General features: G+C 52.6%; 19 protein-coding genes. 13 read left to right on the forward strand and 6 right to left on the reverse strand.

Annotation, left to right across the window (positions count from 1 at the left end; translation table 11 throughout):
• Window positions 1–103: 103 nt before the first annotated feature.
• Both J0A68_RS20120 and J0A68_RS20125 read left to right on the forward strand, forming a co-directional pair.
• Window positions 104–1339: a sensor histidine kinase gene (locus J0A68_RS20120; protein WP_206580046.1), complete on the forward strand. Its 1236-nt coding sequence runs from the start codon at window positions 104–106 to the stop codon at window positions 1337–1339.
• 175 nt (window positions 1340–1514) lie between these two features.
• A complete protein-coding gene (locus tag J0A68_RS20125) occupies window positions 1515–3095 on the forward strand; it encodes a peptide chain release factor 3 (protein ID WP_206580047.1) in 1581 nt (526 codons plus the stop codon).
• 48 nt (window positions 3096–3143) lie between these two features.
• Here the strand turns inward: J0A68_RS20125 and J0A68_RS20130 are convergent, their stop codons facing one another.
• The 3 genes from J0A68_RS20130 to ade all read right to left on the reverse strand — a co-directional run bounded on the left by J0A68_RS20130 (window position 3144) and on the right by ade (window position 8387).
• Window positions 3144–4097 carry a metallophosphoesterase family protein gene (locus J0A68_RS20130; RefSeq protein ID WP_206580048.1) on the reverse strand — a complete coding sequence of 318 codons (954 nt, stop codon included), beginning with the start codon at window positions 4095–4097 and terminating at the stop codon, window positions 3144–3146.
• A gap of 140 nt (window positions 4098–4237) precedes the next feature.
• The gene (locus J0A68_RS20135) at window positions 4238–6682 is read right to left on the reverse strand and encodes a TonB-dependent receptor plug domain-containing protein (RefSeq protein WP_206580049.1); all 2445 of its coding nucleotides are present in this window, start codon (window positions 6680–6682) and stop codon (window positions 4238–4240) included.
• Window positions 6683–6755: 73 nt separating this feature from the next.
• The gene (gene ade / locus J0A68_RS20140; RefSeq protein WP_206580050.1) at window positions 6756–8387 is read right to left on the reverse strand and encodes an adenine deaminase; all 1632 of its coding nucleotides are present in this window, start codon (window positions 8385–8387) and stop codon (window positions 6756–6758) included.
• A 133-nt stretch (window positions 8388–8520) separates the two neighbouring features.
• Between ade and cmk the strand changes: the two genes are divergently transcribed.
• The 11 genes from cmk (at window position 8521) to J0A68_RS20195 (ending at window position 17976) form a co-directional block, all read left to right on the forward strand.
• Entirely contained in the window at window positions 8521–9225 is a 705-nt protein-coding gene (gene cmk, locus J0A68_RS20145; protein ID WP_206580051.1) for a (d)CMP kinase, read from the forward strand.
• Window positions 9209–10105 carry a 4-hydroxy-3-methylbut-2-enyl diphosphate reductase gene (locus tag J0A68_RS20150; RefSeq protein ID WP_206580052.1) on the forward strand — a complete coding sequence of 299 codons (897 nt, stop codon included), beginning with the start codon at window positions 9209–9211 and terminating at the stop codon, window positions 10103–10105. Before cmk ends, J0A68_RS20150 begins: the two co-directional genes overlap by 17 nt.
• Window positions 10106–10225: 120 nt before the next feature.
• The gene (locus J0A68_RS20155) at window positions 10226–11575 is read left to right on the forward strand and encodes a Na(+)-translocating NADH-quinone reductase subunit A (RefSeq protein ID WP_206580053.1); all 1350 of its coding nucleotides are present in this window, start codon (window positions 10226–10228) and stop codon (window positions 11573–11575) included.
• Window positions 11576–11578: 3 nt separating this feature from the next.
• On the forward strand, window positions 11579–12781 hold the full coding sequence (locus J0A68_RS20160; protein WP_206580054.1) for an NADH:ubiquinone reductase (Na(+)-transporting) subunit B: 1203 nt from the start codon (window positions 11579–11581) through the stop codon (window positions 12779–12781).
• Window positions 12768–13520, forward strand: a complete 753-nt coding sequence (gene nqrC / locus J0A68_RS20165) for an NADH:ubiquinone reductase (Na(+)-transporting) subunit C (protein ID WP_206580055.1) — start codon at window positions 12768–12770, stop codon at window positions 13518–13520. The genes J0A68_RS20160 and nqrC overlap by 14 nt, the downstream gene beginning before the upstream one ends.
• A gap of 30 nt (window positions 13521–13550) precedes the next feature.
• Window positions 13551–14234, forward strand: a complete 684-nt coding sequence (locus J0A68_RS20170; RefSeq protein WP_206580056.1) for an NADH:ubiquinone reductase (Na(+)-transporting) subunit D — start codon at window positions 13551–13553, stop codon at window positions 14232–14234.
• Window positions 14235–14249: 15 nt separating this feature from the next.
• Complete coding sequence (gene nqrE / locus J0A68_RS20175) at window positions 14250–14861, forward strand: NADH:ubiquinone reductase (Na(+)-transporting) subunit E (protein WP_206580057.1); 612 nt, start codon at window positions 14250–14252, stop codon at window positions 14859–14861.
• Window positions 14862–14986: 125 nt separating this feature from the next.
• Complete coding sequence (locus J0A68_RS20180; protein WP_206580058.1) at window positions 14987–15616, forward strand: 3-keto-disaccharide hydrolase; 630 nt, start codon at window positions 14987–14989, stop codon at window positions 15614–15616.
• Between the two features lie 78 nt (window positions 15617–15694).
• Window positions 15695–16249 (forward strand): DUF502 domain-containing protein, encoded by a 555-nt coding sequence (locus J0A68_RS20185; RefSeq protein ID WP_206580059.1) that lies wholly within the window; start codon window positions 15695–15697, stop codon window positions 16247–16249.
• A 148-nt stretch (window positions 16250–16397) separates the two neighbouring features.
• Window positions 16398–17501 carry a DUF4934 domain-containing protein gene (locus J0A68_RS20190; protein WP_206580060.1) on the forward strand — a complete coding sequence of 368 codons (1104 nt, stop codon included), beginning with the start codon at window positions 16398–16400 and terminating at the stop codon, window positions 17499–17501.
• On the forward strand, window positions 17479–17976 hold the full coding sequence (locus J0A68_RS20195; RefSeq protein WP_206580061.1) for a hypothetical protein: 498 nt from the start codon (window positions 17479–17481) through the stop codon (window positions 17974–17976). The genes J0A68_RS20190 and J0A68_RS20195 overlap by 23 nt, the downstream gene beginning before the upstream one ends.
• A gap of 2 nt (window positions 17977–17978) precedes the next feature.
• Here the strand turns inward: J0A68_RS20195 and selD are convergent, their stop codons facing one another.
• From selD to trxA, 3 genes are all read right to left on the reverse strand, one after another.
• Window positions 17979–19019 carry a selenide, water dikinase SelD gene (selD, locus tag J0A68_RS20200; protein WP_206580062.1) on the reverse strand — a complete coding sequence of 347 codons (1041 nt, stop codon included), beginning with the start codon at window positions 19017–19019 and terminating at the stop codon, window positions 17979–17981.
• Entirely contained in the window at window positions 18982–20046 is a 1065-nt protein-coding gene (mnmH, locus tag J0A68_RS20205) for a tRNA 2-selenouridine(34) synthase MnmH (RefSeq protein WP_206580063.1), read from the reverse strand. Before mnmH ends, selD begins: the two co-directional genes overlap by 38 nt.
• A 152-nt stretch (window positions 20047–20198) precedes the next feature.
• Window positions 20199–20519, reverse strand: a complete 321-nt coding sequence (gene trxA / locus J0A68_RS20210) for a thioredoxin (protein ID WP_206569750.1) — start codon at window positions 20517–20519, stop codon at window positions 20199–20201.
• Window positions 20520–20634 lie beyond the last annotated feature (115 nt).

Genomic DNA, 20634 nt, shown 5'->3' on the forward strand with positions numbered 1-20634 from the left:
TTTACGGAATGAGGGGAGGAAAGGCCAACTGATAATTTCTATTTCCCACTCATACTATCAATGACATTTAGGAGTTTATATTCCGAAAACCACCCCCAAGCGAATGGCGAAGCGATTCCAGGATCTTACTTCCATTGATTTTTACCAAAACAGAAAGCAGGTCAAATGGCTGGTTTTCCTGTTGTCCTTCCTGATCGGATCCGGCTCCATCTGGTACACCAGTCTCCTGGTGGACGAGCTGCGGGAGCGGGAAAGCCGGCAGATCCAGCTGCTCTCGGCGGCCCTGGAGTATGCGGCCACCACCTCTGAAAACCTGACCTTTATCAACCAGGAGATCATCCAGCAAAACCACTCCATCCCCATCATCATGGTGGATGCGGAGGGGGATCCCCTGGAGTTTCGCAACATCAACTTCAAGAAAAACGCGAGCGGAGAGGACTCCGCGGCCACGCTGGACAAGGAGCTGCTGGAGATGCAGGAGGAGTACGAGCCCATCCATCTGCTGGAGGCGGATGTGCGGGTCTACTACCGCAATTCCGAGCTTTTGACCAACCTACGCTACTATCCCTACATCCAGTTGGCGGTGATTTTGGTGTTTGGGGCGCTGGCCTACGCGCTTTTTAACCAGAGCAAGATCGCCGAGCAAAACCGCGTCTGGGCTGGCCTGACCAAGGAAACGGCACACCAGCTGGGTACTCCCATCGCCTCGCTGATGGCCTGGATAGACTACCTGCGAAACTCGCCCGTGTGGGAGGAAAACAAGGAGATCATCACCGAAATGGACAAGGACGTGGTCAAGCTCCGGATGGTCACGGAGCGGTTTAGCAGCATAGGAAGCAAGCCGGTGATCCAGCCGGAAAACCTCTACGAGATGATCGAGGAGACGATCAACTATCTCCGTCCGAGGATTTCCACCAAAGTAGATCTCACTATCAATGCGGACTCCAAGGACTTGGACGCGATGATGAACAAGCCGCTGATGGAGTGGGTGATCGAGAATATCTGCAAAAATGCCGTCGATGCCATGAGAGGCAAGGGGACGATCACCATCAGCGTGCTGCAGGACAGCGACAAGTTTGTCATCGTGGACATCACGGACACGGGCAAGGGAATCGAGAAAAAGAACTTCAAAAAGGTGTTTTACCCCGGTTTTTCCACCCGACAGCGGGGCTGGGGGCTGGGATTGACCCTGGCCAAGCGCATCGTGGAGGGCTACCATGGCGGGAAGATTTTTGTCAAAAGTTCCGAGGTGGGACGGGGAACGACCTTCCGGATCATGCTCCTGGGCAACCTGGAAGATGCCTCGCAGTTTATCACGGAAGGAATTCTCGAATATTGACGATCTACGAATTAGGATTTTTGATTTACGAGGCGAAACAGAACTTCACCCGTTTTTTTCTTTAGAATCGCATCTTTCGAAAATCAGGGTGAAATCGGATTATTGCCCTCGTAGTTCGTAATTCTAAAATCGTAAATCCATTTTCCTTACCTTTGCCCGCTGAAATTCAAGACCCATGAGTTTGACCGAGGAAATCAAAAAACGCAGAACCTTTGCCATCATTGCGCACCCGGATGCCGGGAAGACCACGCTGACCGAGAAGCTCTTGCTCTTCGGTGGCGCGATCCAGACCGCCGGTGCCGTGAAGTCCAACAAGATCGACACTGCCACCAAGTCCGACTGGATGGAGATCGAAAAGCAGCGGGGTATCTCCGTGGCGACCTCGGTGATGGGCTTTGAGTACAAGGACATCAAGATCAACCTGCTCGATACGCCGGGTCACCAGGATTTTGCCGAGGATACCTACCGTACACTGACTGCGGTGGACTCCGTGATCATGGTCATCGACTGCGTAAAAGGGGTCGAGATCCAGACCGAAAAGCTCATGGAGGTCTGCCGCATGCGCAATACGCCGGTGATCTGCTTTATCAACAAGCTCGACCGTGAAGGACGCGATCCCTACGACCTGCTGGATGAGGTGGAGGAAAAGCTGAACATCAAAGTTCGTCCGCTCTCTTGGCCTATTGGCATGGGAAAAGGCTTCAAAGGCGTGTACAATCTCTACGAGAAAAGCCTCAACCTCTTCACTCCATCCCAAAGAAAGCTCAGCGATGACCGTCAGAAGTTTGCCAACCTGGAAGACCCAGAGCTGGATAAGCTGATTGGGCCAAACAATGCCAACCAGCTTCGCGAAGACGTCGACCTGATCGAAGGGGTCTATCCGGAATTTGACGTCAAGGACTATCTGGAGGGAAAAATCGCTCCGGTGTTCTTCGGCTCCGCGGTCAACAATTTTGGCGTAAACGAGATGCTGGACACCTTTATCCAGATTGCTCCGGCTCCCAAAAGCCGCGAGACCGACCTGCGCGAAGTGACCCCGGATGAGAAGAAGTTTTCTGGCTTTGTCTTTAAGATCCACGCCAACATGGATCCCAACCATAGAAACCGCATTGCCTTTTTGAGGATTTGCTCGGGGACTTTTGAGCGAAACAAGCCCTACAACCACGTGCGTGGACCAAAGCCGCTTCGCTTCTCCAACGTGACGCAGTTTATGGCCCAGGAGAAGGAAATCATAGACGAAGCCTTCCCGGGCGACATCGTTGGACTCTACGATACCGGCAACCTGAAGATCGGCGATACGCTGACCGAGGGGGAAAACATGGTGTTTACCGGCATTCCGAGCTTTTCGCCAGAAATCTTCCGCGAGGTGATCAACAAGGACGCGATGAAGACCAAGCAGCTGGAAAAGGGCCTCAAGCAGCTCATGGAGGAAGGCGTGGCGCAGCTCTTTACTTTTGACATGGGCTCGCGCAAAGTCGTGGGGACCGTCGGCCAGCTGCAGTTTGAGGTGATCCAGTTCCGCTTGAAAAACGAATACAACGCCACGGTGGAGTTTCACCCGATGAACCTGTACAAGGCCTGCTGGATCACCAGCAAGGACAAGAAGCAATTGGACGAGTTTGTGCGCTCCAAGAGTCGCTACATCGCCCGCGACAAGGACGACAAGCTGGTCTTCATGGCCGAGTCACGCTCTTGGCTGCAGATGGTGCAGGACAACTACCCCGAGATCGAATTCCACTTTACCTCGGAGTTCTAGGAAACTTGGTCTAACCCTCCAAGGGTTCGAAACCCTTGGAGGGTTGCATCAAAGCTCGAGCTTCAGCCGCTCGGCTTCCCAGCCGTGGTCGATGTACTCCCAGGAGAAGCTCTCCCCCTGGATCTTTACCTGCACGAAGCCCTCCTTGGTGTTGTGTCGCCTGCCTTTCCAGCCGTTTCCGGCGATGGATCCACCGGTGATGAAATCAAAGCGGTCGTTGACCATGCCGTATTCTTTCCAGTGGATGTGGCCCTGCAGGATCAGTTTGAGGTTGTGGTTTTCCAGCATACGGATTACCTCCGCGGAGTTTTCCACGCCGACGGCCCCATTTTGGCCTTTGAGCTGCCAGTGGGTGCTGAGCATCGGGATATGGGTGGTGACGATGATGGGGGTGCTTGGATCCGTGTTTTTCAGGTCCTCGGCCAGCCAGTCCAGCTGATCGGCCTGGAAGATGCCCTTGTAGCCCTTTTCCTCGGTCACATCCAGGGAATTGAGGACGATGAAATGCCAGCCCTTGTGGTCAAAAGAGTAGTAGGTCTTGCCAAAGTACCGCTCCCACATGCCATACTTGTAGTCCGGATGGTCGGCTCCCTCCGGGCTTTCTTCATAGATCGCAAACAGGTCGTGGTTGCCGATACAGTTGTACACGGGCATCTGGAATCCCCGGCTCATCTTCTGGTAGAGGTCAAAGAGCATCTCACTGCGCGCGTAGTCCCCGCGCATCACGTCGTAGACCAGGTCGCCTCCCGTGATGACAAAATCTGGATTCAGCGCATTCACCTTGTCTATGGCCATCTGGAAACCCAAGGGGGCATTCATTTCCGGTTTGAGGTGGATGTCCGTCAGGAAGGAAAATTCAAAGGAGCTGTCCCCGGAGTTTTTGGCTTGCCCATTTTCGGGTCTTTGCGAAGCGAGGGAAAGGAAGGGCATGCTGGCCATCGCCATTCCTGAGGCTTGGATAAACCGTCTCCGGCTTAGGTTTCCCTGGGTTTCTTTTGCCATGGTTCGTTTGGTTTTACGGGTAGTCGTCTAAAGGTGTACCCTCAGTTGCTTGAGGAAAGGCCAGTCTTTCGGGGATTATTTTACTTCAAGGCACGACTTCTAGCCCTCCAAGGGTTTCGAACCCGAGGAGGATTTTTCCATTATTTCTGGCTGATGCGATACTGAAATCGGGCGGCTCCGGGTTTTCCACTTTCTGTCATCCCTTCTATCTGGCAGGTGATGGTTGTTTCCAAGTCGTGGTTGAAGAAAGTGACGCTCGCCCGACCGGAGGTGTCGGTTTGGATATGGGGAGCCCAAAGGAGTGTCGCCCGTCGATCTGGTTTGGCCAGGTTGGGATTGGCGGCCGGGTATCTGGGAGAGTAAAATTCGCGCTCGGCTTGGTAGCCGATTCGCAGCATGGTTGGCGACGGCCCCGTGGGAGACTTCGAGCCTTCCTTGGATCTTTTGGTATAGAATCCTATCGCGCCATTTGCCCCTCGGGAGCCGAATATTGCCGTGTCGGGGCCTTTCCACACCGTGAAACTCTCTATTTCCTGTACGGGAATGGTGTGGAGGCTTTTCAGGTCGATGGGGATGTCGTCGACCATGATCAGAGGCTCCGTGCTGCTGTTGATCGAGCCGACGCCCTGGATCAAGACGCGCCATTCGGTGCCGCTTCCAGAGACCTGCACGCCCGCTACGCGGCCTCGCACCAGTTCCAAGGGATGCTGCTGGTTTTCGAGGGAGCTGATTCCTGCCACTTGTATTTTGGCCGAGCCTCCTCCGTAGAGCTTCGGGCCGGTATATTCTTCTACTTCGGCTATCTTTTTGCCTTTGACCTGTACTTCGTCGAGAGCGACTTCACCCTGCTCAAAATCAAATGCCTGGGCGATCTGTCTCCTCTCCTCTGCTCGCTGGAGAAAAGCTTCCGCTCCCTCTGAAGCAATGGCGCGAGCAGGAACAACAGGACGGGCGAGGCTGGGGAGCTCGTAGCTCTCGTCCAGTATCACATCCATGTTGCCTCTACCCTTGCTTGATTTTCCCTCCAGCGATACTTGCGCAGAGTCAAAGAAGATCAGATCGTGCATTTCAAACTTTCCATTTGAATCACTGCTAGCCGTGATCGATTGGGTGATGGGATACAGCGACAGGTAGGAGACGGTGCCTTCCGAGGCGGGTTGGCCGCTTTTATCCCGGAGCTCGCCGCGGATCGCCAGTCCTTTCTCGATGCGGTACTTGGGCTCGGGGAGGTCTTGGTCAAGCGCTTGTTTGATGGTGAATTTCCTCCAACCTTGCGTCAGCATCAGGATATCGAGTGCAGCTGCCCGATCCTCATTTTTGGGGTTGAAATAGTAGCCTGGCGACTCGATGTGGCCCTTGAGCTCGGAGGAGAGCAACAGGTTGGATTGGATGGTTTCGGAGTTTTCATCGAGGCCGATTTGACCGGAGTCAAAAACGGAGATCGAGAGGTTTGCCGAGACTGGCTTGCCGGACCTGTCCTGTGTGAGGATGTCGATCCGAACGGAGTCGCGAGGGAAATAGGTCGCTTTGTACGCGCTGATGGTGATTTGGAGTTCGTCTGGGTGGTCGATATACACCAGTCGTTCCGCCAATGGATTTCCGTCTTCGTCTACCGCGGTGATTTGGGCAATCCCTGTTGGAAACTCCGTTTTTGGGATTTTGACGAAAGCGATCCGATTGGAAAGATCCACTTGGCTGGAGGCGCAGACCAGACCGCGGGTTTGCGCGAGGAGATAGATGTTTTTGAATGGCACTGCATCGGAAGGCTGGATCTTGATGCCCAAGTCTGGTGATTTGGGCGAATTGGTCACGGCCATCACAATGCCTGACTCGAGTGCGGCCGGAAGGGCCAGTTCTTGTCCCCGGCTATCGATCCGCGCGGAATAGGTATTCCCGGCTTTCGGGAGCAGGGGGAAAGCACCCATGCCAAGGGCATTGCTTTCGAAACTGGAGATGGGCTTGCCGTTTTCCAGGATTTCGCCTTTCACTTTTATGCCTAAGCCATCTTTGCCTAAAACCTTGAAGGCGACCTTGCTCAGGATTCCCTCGACGAGATCGCCTCCCTCTGGAAAAAACTGGATGTCCAAGGCATTTTCTGAGACCGATTCGCGGTTTGGGTTTTCGGCCTTTCCCAAGATGGCCACTTGCCGGTGGAAAAAGTATTCCTCCCCAACGTTTCGCATCCAGTGGGTATAGGCACGGATCAGGTAGTCGCCGCTGGAAAGCGAGTCGGGGAGATCGAGCTGTCCAGCGGCGAGTCCGCTTGGGGAAAAGAGCCGAACGTGATCGATCAAATGCCCTTGGCTGTCGATCAACTCCACATAGACGGTGCTGCTCAGCGCGGAAAGCTGGTGATTCGGGCCTTCGACAAGGTAAGCTTTGAGCCAGATAGTCTCGCCTGCGCCGTAGTAGGTACGATCCAGATGCAGGTACACTTTCTCCTGGGGCAGCTCCGTGACATAGCGCTGAAAGGATGCGATGATTCGGGGTAGCGGATCACTGTCTTGGGATAGTGCGAGGAGAAAAAAAGCCAGGATGCCCAGCGTAACTCTAGCTATTCGGGCTGGTTTTAGAGGTTTGGCCAAGGTGCTGGACTTATTTCCCGTAAGAAACGGATTTAGTGTGCGAATAAAAAAGGCTTAGTTTTTTCGAAGGATTTTAAATGCCGGTCTTAAAAACCTCCGTAAACCCAAACTTCTTCCCGTCAAACAATCCCTTGTCGCTCAGTTTTAGGTCCGGAATCACCAGCAGGGCCATAAAGCTCAGGGTCATAAAGGGCGAGGCCAGCGTCGAACCCATTTCCTTGGCCATTCGGTCGATGCGGGTGTAAGCAGCGGCGACTTCGTACCCGTCCGAGGCAGCCATGATGCCACCGACGGGAAGGGGGAGGATGTCTTCTTTTTCTCCAGCTACCGCCGATACGCCGCCTTTGGCTTGGATGATGAGATTCACCGCGCGACAGATGGACTCGTCGTCTAGGCCGACTGCGATGATATTGTGCGAATCGTGTCCTACCGAGGAGGCGATAGCTCCGGTTTTTAGCCCGAAGTTTTTGATAAAGGCGACTGCCGGCGGAGCGTCTTGGTAGCGGTTGACGACGGTGATTTTTAGAATGTCCTGATCGGGATTGGATTCGGCAAAGCCGTTTTTGACTCGGATTTCCCCATGGATTTCCGGAGTGATCAGTTGTCCGTCTAGGGCTTCGATCACGCGGACTTTGCCGCCTTGGGCTTTGAGCTGGAAATCCTCCGGGCTTTTGGGGAGGCAATTGAAATTGTTAATCAGGTCGTTTTTGACTTGCGGGATAAGGGTTTTTCCGTTTTCTGCGACTTTTTCCCCATCGATGTAGGTGCGGATGACTTGGAAGTCTTTCAGGTCTTCGACCAAAATAAAATCCGCGGCGTCGCCTTCCCGCAGCTGTCCGATATGCAGGGAATAGTGGTCGATGGGATTCAGGCAGGCCGCCCGCAGCACGTCGAAGAGGTCTTTTCCCTTGGCGACAGCCCGAGCCGCCAGTTCGTTGATATGGGAGATGGCCAGGTTGTCCGGATGCTTGTCGTCCGAGCAGAACAGGATCATCTCGGGATAGTCGTCGATCAGGTCGATGAGCGCTTCGAAGTTTTTGGCCGCGGAGCCTTCGCGGATGGAGATTTTCATCCCCAGCTTGATTTTGCCCAAAGCCTCTTCGTAGGTGAAGCACTCGTGGTCGGTGCTGGGGCCAGCGCTGACGTACTTTTCGGCCAATTCGCCAGTGAGTCCAGGCGCATGCCCGTCGATAGGTTTGCCGTATTTCTGGGAAATTTGGATCTTTTCCATCACCAGCGGATCCCGATGCACCGTGCCGGGCCAGTTCATCATCTCGGCGAGGTAGCGGATCTCGGGCCGCGCCATGAGATTTTCGATGTCTGCGGCGCTGATTTCCCCGCCCGCCGTCTCGAAGGGAGTGGCCGGTACGCAGGAAGGCGCTCCAAAATAGAACTTGAAGGGCACCTGCTGGCCGTTTTCGATCATGTATTCCACTCCGTCCATGCCGCAGACGTTGGCGATCTCGTGGGGATCGGAGATGGTCGCCACCGTGCCGTGCACGACCGCCAGCCGGGCAAATTCCGAAGGAACCAGCATGGAACTCTCCACGTGCACATGGGCATCGATGAAGCCGGGCATGAGGTAGGGGAGGCCTTCTTGGGCAGGGATTTCGCGGATTTCGGTGATTTTCCCCTCGGAGACGGACAGTTCTGCGGGATAGATTTTTCGCTGGGGGATGTCGACGAGGTTTCCTTGGATTTTCATGGGCAAAAGATCAAAAAGGGGAGTCTTTTCGGGGACTTCGGGCTTTGGTGAATCCCGCTTTGGGAAAAGGGTTTGGATTAAAACTACTATATTTGCGCAAAATTATACGCCAAAAACAAGACTGGTTTCTTTAATGGGGAAAATCGTCATTGCCATAGATGGCTACTCAGGCTGTGGTAAAAGCTCCACCGCCAAAGCGGTAGCCAAAGCACTAGGATACACCTACATTGATTCGGGGGCGATGTACCGAGCGGCGACCCTGCACTTTTTGAACCACTACCTCCTCGCCTCCAACCCGCATGACGTGGAAAAGGGCCTGAAGACCCTGGAGATTTCGTTCCACCTCAATCCCGAGACCAACATCCAGGAGACCTACCTCAACGGACTGAACGTGGAGGACGAAATCCGCACCATGCGTGTGTCGGAAAATGTCAGCCAGATCGCCACGATCAAGGAAATCCGCCGTGAGCTCGTTGCCCAGCAGCAGCGCCTCGGCCGAAAGAAAGGCGTGGTCATGGACGGCCGCGATGTGGGCTCGGTCGTGTTCCCCGATGCGGAGCTGAAGGTCTTCATGACCGCCAACTTGCATACCCGTTCGGTCCGACGCCAAGCGGAGCTTTTGGAGAAAGGCGAGCTGGTGGACTTGGAAGATATCAAGAAAAACCTCGCTTCCCGAGACCAGGTGGACTCCACCCGGGCGGAGGGGCCTTTGAAAAAAATGGAAGATGCCATGGAAGTGGATACCAGTGATATTAGCTTTGACGAGCAGGTGAAGGCCATCGTCGACCGCGCCAGGGAGATCATCCAAAAACAAGAAAGCTATGCAGGTAAGCATTGACAAAAATTCGGGCTACTGCTTCGGAGTCGAATTTGCCATCAAGATGGCGGAGGACGAGATGGGGAATGGCGACACGCTCTACTGTCTGGGAGACATCGTGCACAACGACATGGAAGTCAGCCGGCTGAGCGCGAAGGGCCTCGTGGTCATCGACCGCGAGCAGCTGCAGGAGCTGCACGACTGCAAGGTGCTCATCCGCGCCCACGGAGAGCCTCCCGAGACCTACAAAACAGCCATCGAAAACAACATCGAGCTCATCGATGCCTCCTGCCCGGTGGTGCTCAAGCTCCAGCATCGGGTCAAAAACGCCTTTGACAAGATGGAGCGCGAAAACGGCCAGATCGTGATCTATGGGAAGAAAGGCCATGCCGAAGTCATCGGCCTCACCGGCCAGACCCTGGAAAAGGCCGTGGTGGTGATGGAAGACTCCGATTTGGAAAAGATCGACTACACCCGGCCGGTGACCCTGTTTAGCCAGACGACGAAGAGTACCAAAGGCTTTTACCAGCTTTCTGACAAAATCGGGAGCCGGATCAAGGCTGCGAAAGGCGAGCTCAACGAGGTGGATTTCAACGCCAACGACTCCATCTGTCGGCAGGTGTCCAATCGGGAGCCGCAGCTGCAGAAGTTTTCCCAGGAAAACGACGTGATCCTTTTCGTGTCGGGCAAGAAAAGCTCCAACGGCAAGGCGCTGTACCAGGTCTGTCTCTCTGAAAACCCACGCAGCTACTTCATCGAGAATGAGACCGAGCTCAGCGCAGACTGGTTTCATCCAGAGGACAAGGTGGGAATCTGCGGGGCCACGTCCACGCCGATGTGGCTGATGGAGCAGGTCAAGTCCTATGTGGAAGGCTTGGAGGAAAAGAGCCTTCATGCCTGAATTTCACCGCCTGTCCGCGTAATCAAAAGTTCGAACAATTAATGTGACTTACTCTCCATATCAAAAGGTTTTTCTTTAGATTTGGGGCGTTTTTCACAAGCTCATAGTTCAAAAACAGATATGTCTAAAATAGTGAAGCTTAAGAAAGGTTTCGACTTGAAGCTAGTGGGTAAGGCTCCCCAGGAGATCGCCAACTTAGCCTCGGCAACGACCTTCGCAATTAAGCCGACAGACTTTCCGGGGATCCAACGCCCTAAAGTTCTTGTCAATGAAGGGGATACGGTAAAGGCCGGCACTCCCATACTGATCGACAAAGCCATGGATCAGGTGATCTATGCAGCCCCGGTTTCCGGTGAGATTGTAGAAGTCAAGCGAGGCGACAAAAGGAAGCTTCTCGAGATCAAGATTCTGGCGGATCAAACCATCACCCACGAAAACTTTGGAAAGATCGACCTCACCCAGGATCGTGATGCCCTAGCTGCCCAGCTGGCATCCACCGGGGTATGGCCAAACATCCTCCAGCGTCCGTACGGAGTAGTGGCCAATCCGGCGGACAGCCCCAAGGCGATCTTCGTTTCTGCCTTTGACACCAACCCCTTGGCTCCGGACTACGGATTCACCCTCCAAGGTCAGGAGAAGTACTTCCAGGCAGGGATCGACGCGCTGGCTAAGCTCACCAAAGGCAAAGTCCATGTGAACGTGGATGGCTCCAAGCCTGCACCGGCGATTTTCTCCGGAGTGAAAAATGCACAGATCAACCAGTTTTCCGGTCCACACCCTGCCGGAAACGTAGGCGTGCAGATCCACCACCTCGATCCGATCAACAAAGGCGAAATCGCCTGGACCGTGAGTCCTGTCGGAGTCGTGCAGATCGGCAAGGCCGTGCTGGAAGGCATCTACGATGCGTCCAGAGTAGTTGCGCTGACTGGCTCTGAGCTGACCAAAACCGGCTTCGTGAAAACCTACACAGGTGCCAACGTCTCCAGCTTTGTCAAAGGAAACCTCAACTCCGGACACGTGCGGGTAATCTCCGGCAACGTGCTGACCGGAGAGAAAGTGAACCTTGACGGATTCTTGGGCTTCTACCACAGCCAGATCACGGTAATCCCTGAGGGCGACCAAGAGGAGTTTTTGGGCTGGCTACTGCCTACCACTTCCAAGCTGAGCTTCCACAGAGCCCTGGGTATGTTCTCTTTCCTCAACAAGGGAGAGTTCAAGGTGGACACCAATACCCACGGTGAAGAGCGCGCTTTTGTGGTGACCGGGGAATTTGAGAAAGTACTTCCTATGGATATCCTGCCTACCTATCTGTTTAAGGCCATCATCGCCGAGGACTATGACGAGATGGAGGAGCTGGGCCTGTATGAAATCGTGGAAGAGGACGTAGCCCTTTGCGAATTTGTAGATCCTTCAAAAAATGAATTGCAGGTGTTGGTAAGACACGGGATTGAATTATTAATGTATAGTTAAGATATGAAGGCATTACAAAAACTCTTCGACAATCTAAAACCGAACTTTGAAAAGGGAGGCAAGTGGGAAAAGTTTCATACCCTCTACGAAGGCCATAGAACGATCGTTTTCGCGCCGGACTTGACGACCAAAGCCAAAGGAGCACAGATCAAGGATGCAACAGACCTGAAGCGGGTGATGATCACCGTAGTGATCGCCATGATCCCGACTTTGCTCTTTGGGATCTTCAACGTAGGCGAGCAGCACTTCCTGGCTATCGGCGAGGACGCTACCTGGGTGGACAAGGCGCTCTTTGGTGCAATGTCCGTATTGCCCATTCTGATCGTGACCTATGGGGTCGGATTGCTGACCGAATTTATCTTCTGCGTGGTGCGCAATCACCCCATCAGCGAAGGATACCTGGTGTCCGGAATGCTGATCGCCCTGGTGATGCCTCCGCATATTCCGCTTTGGCAGGTTGCGCTGGCGACCATCTTCGCCGTAGTGATCGGCAAGGAGGTCTTTGGCGGTACCGGGATGAACATCCTCAACGTGGCCATGACTGCCCGTGCGTTCCTTTATTTTGCCTATCCAGCCAATATCTCCGGTGACCAAGTTTGGACGTACCTGTCTGACAAGGCGCCAGTGGATGGCTTCTCCGGTGCTACTGCCCTTTCTGTAGTTTACAATGCCGGCGTGCAAAACACCAATGCGGTAGACGCCCTCAACCAGCACAACTCCGTCGTCGGCGAGGGGCTGTATAGCCTTTCCAACATGTTTATGGGCTGGATACCAGGATCTATCGGTGAGACATCCACCCTGATGTGTCTGGTGGGTGCGGTGATTCTGATCGCGACCGGAGTGGGAAGCTGGAAGATTATCGTTTCCGGATTTGCAGGTGCTTATGTGATGGGCACGGTAATGAATCTCCTGGCTGTCAACGAATATATGGCGCTTCCTCCCCAGTACCACTGGGTGATGGGCGGCTTGGCCTTTGGTATCGTCTTCATGGCTACCGACCCGGTATCCGCGGCGCAGACCGAGACAGGCAAGTGGATCTATGGATTCCTGATCGGTGTCTTCACCATCATCATCCGAGTGACCAACCCTGCCTATCCTGAGGGGATCATGCTTGCGGTTCTGTTCATGAACGTGGTAGCACCACTGATCGATTATTATGTAGTAAAAGCAAACAAAACAAGGAGGTTACAACGTGCAACAGTCTAATACTTACGTAATTGTTTATTCCGCTGTATTGACCATTATCCTGGGGCTTTTGCTCTCAGGTTCCGCCCAGCTTTTGGGGCCAAGACAGCAGAAGGCCATCGCGTTGGACAAGAAGAAGCAGATTCTTGGCGCGGTAATCAGTGCCGAAGAGATCGGAGCGATGAGCCCTGATCAGGTCAATGAGTTTTACGAAAACAACATTTCCTCCATTGTAGTCGACATCAACGGCAAGGAAATCACCGATGGTGGCGTCACTGCAGAGAAGGTGGAGATTGCCAAAGACTACAAGAAGCCAGCTGACCAGAGATCCTACCCGGTATTTATATTCCATGCGGAAGGAAATCCTGCAGAGGTGAAGTCCTACATCCTGCCGCTGTATGGCGCAGGTCTTTGGGATGCCATCTGGGGCTATATCGCTTTGGAAACGGATATGAATACCATCGCAGGTATCACACTGGCCCACGCGGGTGAGACTCCGGGTCTAGGCGCCAGAATCACCGAGGGTGAGGTGCAGGCAAGATATGTAGGCAAGAAGATCTTTGACGAGTCCGGAGAGCTGGTAGCAGTCCAGATGATGAAGGGCGAGGGCAAAGACTATTCTGGCGACGAGCACAAAGTGGACGGGATGTCTGGAGCGACCATCACCGGCAACGGGGTGAACAACATGCTGAAGGCCTATCTGACCCACTACGAAGCGTACATCAAAGGGAAGTCCCAATCAGCGGTGGCTGGCCTGTAAATCATTTTCAACTCACCTAATTCAATTAAAATGAGTGCTGAAACATTAGAAAAAGCGATCGAGAAAAAGCCGGCCGAAGCGCTGCTCTCGAAGCGAAGAAAAAGAATCGTAGCCGATCCACTGGTAGACGAAAACCCGATCACCATCCAGGTGTTGGGGATCTGCTCCGCGCTGGCAGTGACCACGCAGATGCAGCCGACTTTGGTCATGGCCATTTCCGTTACTTTTGTGATTGCCCTGTCCAACGTGGTAATCTCCCTGATGAGAAACACCATCCCTTCCCGCGTGAGGATCATTGTGCAGCTCGCTGTGGTTGCGACGCTGGTGACGCTGGTAAGTGAGGTGTTGAAAGCTTTTGCCTACGACATGTACAAGGAGCTTTCCGTATTCATCGGTCTGATCATTACCAACTGTATCGTAATGGGTCGTCTGGAAGCTTTCGCCATGGGCAATAAGCCTTATGACTCCATGCTGGATGGTCTGGGCTCTGCCCTGGGCTACTCTTGGATCATCCTGACCGTGGCCTTCTTCAGAGAGCTGTGGGGTTCAGGATCTGTATTCGGTATCCCTGTGTTTGATTACGTTTCTGGTCTTTTCGGTCCAGACTTCAGCCTGGCTACCAACGGTCTGATGGTGACTCCAGTGGGAGCCTTTATCATCCTCGGACTGATCGTATGGGTACAGCGTACCAAAACAGGATATGTTGAACACTAATAAATCGACAGAAAAATGGAATTAATTAGCCTTGGTATTAGGTCGATCTTTATCGACAACATGATTTTTGCCTACTTCTTGGGAATGTGCTCTTTCCTTGCGGTTTCCAAGAAGGTAAGTACCGCGATCGGTCTGGGTGCGGCCGTAGTGTTCGTACTGGGTGTGACCGTACCCGTCAACTGGATTCTGAACGAGTTTGTATTGAAAGAGGGAGCCTTGACCTGGATCTCCGCGGACATGGCCTCCATCGACCTTTCTTTCCTTAGATTTATCATGTTTATCGCCATCATCGCAGGTATCGTGCAGCTGGTGGAGATGATCGTGGAGAAGTTTTCCCCTGCGCTCTACGGACAGCTGGGTATCTTCCTTCCGCTGATCGCGGTAAACTGTGCCATCTTGGGTGGCGGCCTGTTCATGGCCCAGCGAGACTACACCATTGCCGAGTCAGCCGTGTACGGCTTTGGTTCTGGCTTAGGATTCATGCTGGCCATCGTGCTTTTGGCAGCTATCCGTGAAAAGATCAAGTATTCCCACGTGCCAAACGGTCTGAAAGGCCTTGGCATTACCATGCTTTTGACTGGTTTGATGGGGATCGCCTTCATGTCTTTCATGGGTATCGACCTGTAATCGAAATCTGACTTTAGAAAAAGGCTCCAAAGCATCACTTTGGAGCCTTTTTTTGTTTCCAACGGTAGGAGCTATTTTAGCCAGAGTCTCTATCTTGATCGCTCGAAAACCTACAACCCAAAAACATGAAAAAACTACTCTTAGTATTGGTTCTTTGCACGGTCTCCCTGGCTGCATTTCCCCAAAAAGGCAAGTGGGTGGAACTTTTCAACGGCAAAAACATGGACGGCTGGAAGCTGACCACCGATAGCCCCTCTTCCTTTTCTGTAGAAGATGGGACGATCAAAGTCGCCGGCCCTCGTGCCCATGCATTCTACGATGGCCCTGTGGGAAACCACGACTTCAAAAACTTCGAACTGAAAGTGGAAGTGAAGACCATGCCCAAAGCCAATTCTGGCATCTTCATCCACACCAAATACCAGGAAACCGGCTGGCCGGGAATCGGGTATGAGATCCAGGTAAACCAATCCCACGGCGACTGGAGAAAGACCGGTAGCGTGTATTCCTTCCAAGACGTGAAAGAAGTCTATGTGAAGGACGGCGAGTGGTACACGGAGGAAGTGATCGTGAAAGACGGCAAAATCACCGTGAAGGTCAATGGCAAGGTGATCAACGAATACGTGGAAGCGGAAGACACCAAAAGAGCCGGAAATCTTGGCGACAAGAAGCTGAGCTCCGGCACCATCGCCCTGCAAGCCCACGATCCCGAGAGCGTAATCTACTACAAAAGCGTCAAGCTGAAAGTGTTGGATTGAGTTCATCCATAAAAAAATTGAATGCCCAGTCTTGTGATTGGGCATTTTTTTTGACCTTGGCTGGCAAAATACCTGAATATGAAATTCACTTACCAACGCATCCTTTCCTACTTTTTGAGAGGGCTACTAGTGCTTACACCCTTGGCCGTCACTGCCTATGTGATCTATGCCATCTTTGTCTTTTTGGATGGTCTGATTCCCGTTCCATTTCCGGGAATCGGCATTCTCATGGTCATTGGTCTGATCACTTTTGCAGGCTACATGGCCAGCCTGTTCTTTACCAAGCCCCTGTTTGAATGGTTTGAGCGGGCGGTATTTAAGATTCCACTGGTCAACCTGCTCTACACGAGCATCAAGGACCTGATGAGTGCCTTTGTCGGGGACAAGAAAAAGTTCAGTTCACCGGTGATCGTACAGATGAGCGAATCGGTGGCCAGGTTGGGCTTTTTGACGCAAGATAACCTGGATGTCATCGGGCAGCCGGACATGGTCGCGGTATATTTTCCCCATAGCTACAACGTGTCCGGGAATGTCTTCCTGGTCAAGCGGGAGAAAGTCACCCCGCTCAAGGGCGTGAAGAGCTCTGACGTGATGAAGTTTATGGTGTCTGGCGGGGTGTCGCCTTTGGATTAATTCTTGGTTAGAGAAAAAAAAAAGGACTAAAAGCTTTGTGGTTGGTTTGAATTGTTTTTTCTTGAGAAAACCTACGTTCTAAGGGGTGATATATCGGGGCGTTTGGACTTTGTTAGTTTCACGATAGTCTTTTTTCCAAACCAACAGAATGAAAAACCTGTCAATTTTCACTTTCTGCCTGCTGCTTTTTGTATCCTGTGCCCAGAGAGAGGAGGGTGTCTTGGTGCTGGAGGATATTCCGGAGCACTCCGGGCCGCTTTTCGTCACAAAAGCGGTACCTCTTAGTTCTCACTCCACCCCTTTGCTGAGCAACTACCTCGGAGCAAAGTACAACAAGAGCCAAATCTGGATCGTGGATAAGGCTAATATGGATGCCATCCATGGCTTTGACTGGGATGGGGAGTCGCTGGGATCCGTGGCAGAGAGAGGTGAGGCCCCTAGCCAAATTTACAATCTGGTGGATTTTCTGGTGCAAGAGGATCAATTGGTAGTCATGTCCAATCTTGGAGACGAAGTGGTGGTATACGAGTATGACTTTGATAACTCGGTAAAGTCCAAAGCCCAGCTGCCGTTCAACTGTTTCGCCTTCGTGGAAAACTCCCAAGAGGGCTATTGGCTGTATTCTGGCTACAACAGAGTGGCGGGGGAACATCGTCTGCGCTCAGTAAGCAAGGACGGGAAATTGCTTCAAAGCGAGCTGGAGAATACCTTCCACGAAAAAATGATCCCGTTAGGCGAGGCGGCATTTTTCGACGGCGACGGGGAGGCACTTTTCAAAGAATCTTTCAAGCCAGAAGTTTTCGTTCTCAAAGAAAATGGCCCAAAGCTAAAATATACCTTCGATTTTGGCGACCTGACGGTGCCTGCGGAATTTTGGGAAATGGAGGCTATCCCCGGTTTTGAGATGATCGATGGCAACGGATATGCCAACTTCGAGTTTCTTGCCGAAAATGGAGACTATGCCCTTTTTGATATTTATATCCAAAAGGAGGGCATAAGCCGAAAGGAAATCGTGCTTCTCGACAAACGCTCAAAAAAATCCCGAAAGCTGAAAGTAGACAGGGATCGGGATGGCCACCTGCTGAGCCCTATGGGAATCGAGGGAGACCAAATTCTGTTTATTGCCTATGCACCACATTTGGTGGCAAACAAGACAAAGCTTGAGTTTTCAGACGAGGCTCGTCTCAAAGTCGATCAAGTCTCAGAAGACGATAATCCGGTGATCATCTATGTGGAAATTCCTGAGATTTAATCCTTTGCTTTGTCTGCCTCTGATCTGCGCCTGTTCTGGAGAGGGAGGGCGAAGCAGTGATCATACGCCTCTGCATCACAGTCCCAATGTAAAAGTGCTGACCGTTTCAGCAACCAAATTTGAGGTTCCTGATATCGACAGCAGATTCCAGGTTGTAACCTTTGCGGCAAACTTTACCGAGTGGTCTTTTCTGAATTCCCCATGGGAAAAGAGTCAAGCCGATTTTCCAGAAGTGGAATACATTTTCTATTATTCAGGAGATGATACCGTTGGGCTAAAAGAATGGATGGTTGAAAACAAGTTTGCCTATCCCATTTTTCACGACTACAAAGGAGAATTCAAAGAACTCAACATTGTAGATAAGAAGCTAACGAGCATTTCTTTTTTAGTCAAAGATGGAAAACAACTTGGTTTAGGACATGCTGCAAACCCTACCTATAAAGAAAAGCTTAAGCGAGCTTTTTATGGTGATTGACGCTAGATCACCTCCACCACAGCTTCTCCGCGATCCAAAAACCTTCCGATCTCCCAAACTGCCTGGTTTTGTAATTGCATGGTCTCCTCAAACCACGCCTTGTTTTCTTCCGCCACGGCGATTAGGAGGCCTCCGCTGGTCTGGGGGTCGCAGAGCTTCACCAGATCCATGCCGGTCACACCCTTGGTTTTGGGGCTGAAGGCATTCCAGTTGCGGTAGGTGTTGTCGGGAAAGATAAACTGGTTGATGTAGGCTTGGATTCCGTCGATCAGGGGGAGCCTGGCGATCTCGATCTGGGCAGAAAGCCCGGCTCCTTCGGCCATCTCGATCAAATGGCCCAGCAGTCCAAATCCCGTCACATCCGTCATGGCATGGACTTCCTCATGGTTACCCAAAACCGTCCCCACGGAATTCAGTCGGCAAGCCGTATCGACGAGGTTCAGGTAGTCTTGTTCTTGGATTTTTTGTCGCTTCAGGGCAGTGGCAAGTACGCCTATGCCCAGGGGTTTGGTGAGGAAAAGCAAGTCGCCGACCTTGGCTCCTCGGTTGGTCTTGATCTTGCGCGGATGGACGGTGCCGCTGACCGATAGGCCAAAGATCGGATCCTTTGCGGCGATGGAATGTCCCCCCGCCAGTTCTATCCCGGCGCTTTGGCAGATTTTCTTCGCTCCTTCCATCACTTTCGCCGCCAGTTCGGGCGCGATTTTTTCCACCGGCCAGCTCAGGATGGCATTGGCAAAGACCGGTTTTCCTCCCATGGCATAGACATCGGAGATGGCGTTGGCAGCGGCGATCATCCCGAAGTCAAAAGGATCGTCGACGATAGGGGTGAAAAAGTCCACGGTATTGATCACGGCCAAGTCCCCGGAGACTTGGTACACGGCTGCGTCATCCTTGTGGGAGTTGCCCACCAATAGGTTGGGGTCAGTCTGGGTCAGAGATCCGCTTGCGCCAAGGATCTGGTCGAGCACGGCAGGGGCGATCTTGCAGCCGCATCCGGAGCCTTCACTCCACTCGGTGAGCCGGGTAGGGGGATTTTGCATTCGTTTGGTTTTTGATTTTCACAAGCAATTCCAGCTGCTCTTCTATCGTCAAGCCGCCCAGATCCACTGTCCGGATTTTTCCGGCTTCATGTCTTTCCAGGTCAAACTCGTAGGCTTTGTCGTAATAGACCAGCAGGTTGGAGATCCAGGCTGGATGGTTTCCGGACTGGATGTCGGCAATGGCTTCTTGGGTTCTGAGGCCGCCGAGCTTTTTTTTGAGCCGGAGGACGGCAGCGATCAGCTCCTCTTTGGGAAGTGCGGCGTAGTCGTCGGCAATATGGGCGATGCGCTCTTCCATAGGCTTTCGCAAGTCGATCAGCGGACTTTGTAGCATCTGGGCAAAAAGCCCGTCGGGGAGGATGATCCTGCCGATTTTCCGGCTTTCGTTTTCTATCCACAGGGCTTGCTGCGGGTCGAGGTATCGCAGCTCCTCCGCCATTTGATTTTCAAACTGCTCCACCGTGGGTTGGGGAGGCTGTCCGATGGCACCGAAAGCCGAACCCCGATGGTTGGCAAGGCCTTCCAAGTCGAGGACTTGTTCGCCTTTTTCCGCCAGCTTTTGGAGAAGGAGCGTTTTGGCGGTGCCGGTTTTCCCTCCCAACACGATCAGACGGCGATCCTTGCGGACTTCCTCAAAGGTGTAGGTCCGGTAGGTTTTATAGCCGCCCTTGAGGCGAAATACCTGGAATCCGACCATACCCAGCAGCCAAGACAGGATCTGGCTGCGCATGCCTCCCCTCCAGCAGTAGAGGATGATTTTCTTTTCGGGAAAAAGCTGCGCCGCCTCCTTTTGGATCTCGTGGAATCTCGGGCCGACCAGTTCAAAGCCCTTCATCGTTGCGGCTTCCGCTCCCTTTTCCTTGTAAAGCGTGCCGACGATTTTTCTTTCGGCATCATTCAGGATCGGGATATTGTGCGAACTGGGGATGTGGCTTTGCGCAAATTCGCTTTCGCTGCGCGCGTCGAGCAGGGGATGTTTTTCCCTCAAACCCCAAAATTCCTCCAAAGTGATCAGTTGTTCGGCCATTTCGGGAGTGAATATAAAGATATTGTCCATCGATCGCCCGCTTGAAGGGAGAATTGGCTTGGATCGATAGCCTAGACCGGCTGGAAGACGGAAGGTAAAAAAAAAGCCGCAAAGCGAACTTTACGGCTTTCGGCTCTAAGTGTAATTAAGAATTAGAGTTGAGCGTCCAATTTTTGGGCAAGGACAGCTTTGGGCACTGCGCCGACTTGCTTGTCCACGATCTGTCCGCCTTTGAAGAAAAGCAGGGTAGGGATGGAGCGGATGCCGAAGGCCTGCGCCACAGACGGGTTGGAATCCACGTCTACTTTGCCGATTACCGCTTTTCCATCGTATTCTGATGCCAGCTGCTCCACTACTGGGCCGATCATTTTACACGGTCCGCACCATTCTGCCCAGAAGTCTACCAAGACTGGCTGATCTCCCGCGATGACTTCCTCAAAGTTCGCATCAGTGATTTCTATTGCTTTTGCCATTGTATTAATGAATTGATTGATGTCTAATTTTCAAATATATGAGCAAAAGCGGATCAGCTAACGATAAGTTCCGATGAGCGGCAAAAAAAATAGCTATCGCCCATAGACAAGTCGC

This window comes from Algoriphagus oliviformis (genome assembly GCF_017254915.1).
GTDB lineage: Bacteria > Bacteroidota > Bacteroidia > Cytophagales > Cyclobacteriaceae > Algoriphagus > Algoriphagus oliviformis.